The sequence below is a fragment of the Paenibacillus shenyangensis genome (assembly GCF_000346635.1).
Taxonomy (GTDB): domain Bacteria; phylum Bacillota; class Bacilli; order Paenibacillales; family Paenibacillaceae; genus Saccharibacillus; species Saccharibacillus dauci.
Map to the genome: position 1 here is coordinate 1 of NZ_AOIG01000046.1, position 4,834 is coordinate 4,834.

Here is a 4,834-nt window from a genome sequence, read left to right on the forward strand (position 1 = left end):
CATTTTAAGGGGTGCAGTTCAATCCTCAAGGATCGGCGGATAGGGCTTTTTGCTATAAGAAAGCCGAATTCAGGTTTAAGCGGTTGACGTACTAGACACCGTGCTCGAACTTCAAGGCAGGTCGGATGTCCGAATGAAGGATTGCCGGAACAAGGGAACCTTTTTCGCAAAAATCATAAAAACCTCAAAAGACTACTGACATCACGCTGTCAGTAGCGATTCGTTATGATTAAACATGCGAACGGATAACCCATCGATACAAACAGGTTATAAAGCGGTGACGCCAAACAGCCGAACTTATCCTCGAATCGCAGAAAGGATGATTATTTATGAATTTCGCGTCAGTACGCATCATCACGGACGATGTAGATCGTCTGGTTGAGTTTTACGAAAAGGTTACGGGGATCGTGGCGCAGCGGCCGGCGCCTGTATTTGCTGAAATCGTCATGGGGGCGGGCACGCTTGCCATCGGCCACTCTCAGACTGCGCAGCTATTCGGGGTCGATTCCGTGGTAGCCGCATCGAATCGCACAATGATCATCGAGCTTCGCGTGAAGAACCTTGAAGCGGAGCATGAGCGTCTAAAGCAGTGGGTCGATAAATGGGTACAAGAGCCGACCCTGATGCCATGGGGGAATCGTTCGATGCTGTTCCGTGATCCCGACGGCAATCTGGTTAATCTGTTCGAACCGGTGAGCGAGGCCGCAATCGAACGGTTCAGAGATCGGTAGACGAATCGCCTACAACTATAATCCCTTAAATAGAATAGCCCCACACTCTGCAGCAAACGCTGATGCAGCGGATGCTGAATGTAATCCCGGTGCTGAGATCCACGATGCCCCGGGTTTCCTTTTTGCTTGTTCGCAGTATGCGAAAAGACGAATCGTTAAATCTCCAACTCCGCCTTTTCCTCCAACCGTCTTTCCCCGAGGAGCTTTTCCGCAACATGCACATTGAAGAAATGAATGATCGGCCCCAAACCGAACATGGACACCAGTGTCCCGAGCCCGATTATCCCTCCAAAAATAAAACAAATCAACGCACAGAACGCGTCAGTAAACATTCGGTGCCAGAAATAGCTAACTTGCGGAAAGCGATCCCTCATCAGCAGGGAGAGACAGTCGTAAGGAGCGATACCGACATTGGAAGTCTGATACAAGGATACGCCGAAGCTGCATACCACGACGCCGATGGCTACCGTAATCACGCGCTGCCACAGCAGTTGGGGCTCGCCCAGTACATCTAACCAAATATTATAGAAGAAGGTAACGAAGTAGCCTAGAAATACGGCATTTACGATGGTCCCCATTCCGATAAATCGGCGTCCCGCGATAAGCTGTACCACAAACAAGGACAGGTTCAACAAGATCAGAAAGCGGGCATACGTGATCCCGCTCGTATCCGCAAGTGCCATCACCATACCGCTGAAGGGGTCGTTCCCCAAACCAGACAATTTGAAAATACTAATTCCCATACCCAAAAAAATATTGCCGACCAGCATAATAATTAATCGCTTTGGATCTGTTAATGCAGTGATGAATCCTCTCATATGAACCGTCCTATCGTCAGATTATCATTCCGCTCGTTAAGAATAACGATGGCATTATAGCACAGTCTCTGTAGTCGGGCTGTACCGTCTTTTACTTCATGAATTGCTTTGGAATAGTGACAACGACATGCTTCGTATTCAATAAAGCCGGGTGAATTTTCACTTATAATCCTTCAGACTAACGTGTCTATACAGTTACTAATAGTTGTAAATCTTTTTTTGCTTTAGAGCGCCTATCATGTATATCCAACCGATTAATCCGAATAAAACAAATCCAAACGCATGCAGCGCCCCATAAATAGGGATGAAATCAAGGATCGTTAAGTCAAACTTTCTTTTCAGTAATGGATAGAACATGGAAACAACGACGATGGTGTAGAAAGCCAGGCATGAAAGAATTAAAAAAACCGCTGCCTTTTTGTATAATGGATTTCGCTTCAAGTACGTAAGCAGATACGTGGTATAAATTGCAATATTACAAGCAAACAATGTCACACCGATGTACTCGATGGGCTTGGAGAAAATCATCCCGATCGCGATCAAGACCGGTCCAATAATATCGATAGCAACGACCCACGGATACCAGTTTTTCTTTGTCATGATCCGTCCTAGCATACCAATAAAAATCGGGACGATCGCAGAGGAGAAATGAAAGTGGACCGAACTTAATGCATGGGTAGCAGGAGTCGCTTGAAAGAATGTCCATTGATACTGATACAAGGTGAACCAGATGCCTCCGATAAAAAAGTAAATGAGTCCTGCACCAATCGCCATGTCTGCTGCCTTACCCTTATGTATCATTATCGTGGTTACCCCATATATACCAAGCAGCAAGGTGAGCAATAGCCAGCCAAGCGAGAGCATGCCGGGTATCGACGTACCTGCTAATCCCCACATGTTACTGCTCATCACAGACGCCAGCGCAAGCAGCGCTGCAGGGAATTGGAACCACTTCATAGCGGTATAGATGATGCGTTGAGAAGGACTTTTTTCGTCAAATTTTAATAGTAAAATGACAAGAGGAACAATAATGAAAGCTGCAAATAGTAGAAATTTTTCAACAAGTTCTAATTGGAAGTAATCAAGGGAGAATATTAGAATGATCAGGATTGCACTTGGAATTACTGGTACGAATAATGATTTCGTTAGTTGTTTCTGGAAATGATACATAGTGGCTCCTTTCTAACTAGACTCAGTGTTATATTTACAATCTCCGGTTGTAAGATATTGTTTTTCATAGATAGGCGATGTTTTAAATAGTTTAACACAGTTATTTGCCGATAGATTTGTCATACCGAGCGTAGTTTTTGTGTAGAATAAAGATGTCTTTGCACAGGGATCCACCTTCCAAAATCGGGTTTAGTCACTTTTATTTTGGACATTTTTCTGGGCAAAGGCTATTTTTATTTTTCAACTAGCCCACGGGTTACTTATATTAAAAGTATCAAATTGAATTTCTAATTAAACTTAATTTATATGTAACTTTATCTTTACGTTTGGCATGATCTATACGTCAAGAATGTAACATAATAGATGAATGTTAATGTTATCATTTAGAAAAAGCCATAGTCTTTCTCTAGTTATCTTTAGACCAAAAAGGAGACCAGATAATGAATCAACAACGCCTAGTAAAATGTTTATTATCGCTATCCCTCATAGGCATTGCAGCTGGATGCGAGAATAGTGATGTAGCGATTTCCCCTTCTACAAAAACAGAAGAAACGAAAGCAGTTCAACAGCAGAATAAACCTTCTGAATCTATTAGTGAAAAATCACAAAGCGATAATGTAGCTAAATCAAAAACAGAACCTTCGCAAAGTGTGCCTTCTGAATCGACTCCATCCAAAGATAAAGTAAAAAGTAATTCTTGGGTCTTTGCGGATACGCGTTCTCATCCATATGAAGGCAAACTAAAATCTTATGAGTTAAAAGATGACGAGCTTATAAGTATTGATTTTGAAGCAATAACAGCTATTATCACTCCTACTAATCCAACTGACATCATTTCAATTGGGTCGCAATTGGGGCAGAAATCTAATTATCCAGTTCGTAATGATGAGGAGCAATCTAGTAAATTGACTCAAGAAGAATTGAAGCATTTAAAAAATGGCGAGGATTTTTTAGTTCTTATTGATGATTGGAGAGATGGAGAAGACAACCCTGTAAAAGCAACAGAAGTAAAATCTATCTTTTATAAAGAAAATGGGAAATACTTTAGCGTTAGAGATAACAAGTTGTTTGATACATGCTCTTATGGTGGGGCTAATAAATGCAAGAGAATTAGTAACTGATTCACTAAAAGCTAATAAAACATCTAGAATTCATTTTTTTCAATCATTCAACTTTAAGCATTCTCAAAAGTCAATTTCATCTATCCTATTTGGCATATTTAGTTAACTGTTATTTGTCGGAATAATAATCGTTATCATAGAACAGTAGAAAGTGTCCACTTAGCTTTGTTAAGTGGACATTTTCTACTTATTTACGTTCTGATGAAATTTTCATGAAGCTTTAAAAGCCTACTGCAGAAGGATCTTTATAATCTGATACATTTAAATCAAGGAGAAGATTATATCCTTGTACTGCGACAACAGCATTTTCCTGATACTGCCAAGTTGTTGCAAATGAATGCCCACTGCCTGTAGGTGTTAATCCTGAGTATTTATTTGCAACAGCAGGATCGTATCTGGCAATGATAAATCGTGGACGTGTTCTACCATTGAAAAGATTGTAAATATGACTAGCAGATGTACTAGAACAATAAATACCTGCTGTAAAAGCACTATCTTCGAGACCACCATAAAAGCCCAGGATATAGTTATCCATTCCTCTATCTGCTTTAACATCGCCTTCCACGTCGAGGTAGATAATTCCTCCTCGGAATCCAACAGCTTTTGCTTTAGCGATAGCATCTGTTGCATCTTTAGCGCCTTGCGCACTTGTTTTAAGTGTTGCAGAATCAGTTGTTTGTCTTCCTACGTAGTAGATCATGAATCCCATACCCAAGTTCGCGATTGTTTGTCGAGCAGCACTCGTATAACCGGTACCGCCATAATGTGGAGAAGTGAGATAGAAACCAGAATAAGAAAACTTACCTAATGCATAAATCTTCTGCATATTTGTCGCCCCTACATAATCCCGTTTATCAAAACCATAATAAGCCATTGGACATTCTCCTTTTTGTTTTGTTTTGAAGAGCTCTTCACTTATAAAGGAGATTTCTACTCCCTTCTTACAACTTCAATTCGAATTTTTTTTGATTTTAGGGCGTGTTTTAAAACCCGA

General features: G+C 41.0%; 5 protein-coding genes. 2 read left to right on the plus strand and 3 right to left on the minus strand.

The window, feature by feature from the left end; translation table 11 throughout:
- Positions 1 to 329: 329 nt before the first annotated feature.
- On the plus strand, positions 330 to 731 hold the full coding sequence (locus H065_RS0124630; RefSeq protein ID WP_017815773.1) for a VOC family protein: 402 nt from the start codon (positions 330 to 332) through the stop codon (positions 729 to 731).
- Positions 732 to 886: 155 nt separating this feature from the next.
- On the opposite strand, the gene H065_RS0124635 is transcribed toward H065_RS0124630, so the two are convergent.
- Entirely contained in the window at positions 887 to 1,549 is a 663-nt protein-coding gene (locus tag H065_RS0124635; RefSeq protein ID WP_017815774.1) for a YczE/YyaS/YitT family protein, read from the minus strand.
- Positions 1,550 to 1,747: 198 nt separating this feature from the next.
- Positions 1,748 to 2,719 (minus strand): YndJ family transporter, encoded by a 972-nt coding sequence (locus H065_RS0124640; protein ID WP_017815775.1) that lies wholly within the window; start codon positions 2,717 to 2,719, stop codon positions 1,748 to 1,750.
- A 440-nt stretch (positions 2,720 to 3,159) separates the two neighbouring features.
- On the opposite strand from H065_RS0124640, the gene H065_RS0124645 reads away from it, so the two are divergent.
- Positions 3,160 to 3,840 carry a hypothetical protein gene (locus tag H065_RS0124645; RefSeq protein ID WP_017815776.1) on the plus strand — a complete coding sequence of 227 codons (681 nt, stop codon included), beginning with the start codon at positions 3,160 to 3,162 and terminating at the stop codon, positions 3,838 to 3,840.
- Between the two features lie 220 nt (positions 3,841 to 4,060).
- Here H065_RS0124645 and H065_RS0124650 read toward each other — a convergent pair whose 3' ends face one another.
- Positions 4,061 to 4,714 (minus strand): glycoside hydrolase domain-containing protein, encoded by a 654-nt coding sequence (locus H065_RS0124650; RefSeq protein WP_017815777.1) that lies wholly within the window; start codon positions 4,712 to 4,714, stop codon positions 4,061 to 4,063.
- Positions 4,715 to 4,834: the final 120 nt, after the last annotated feature.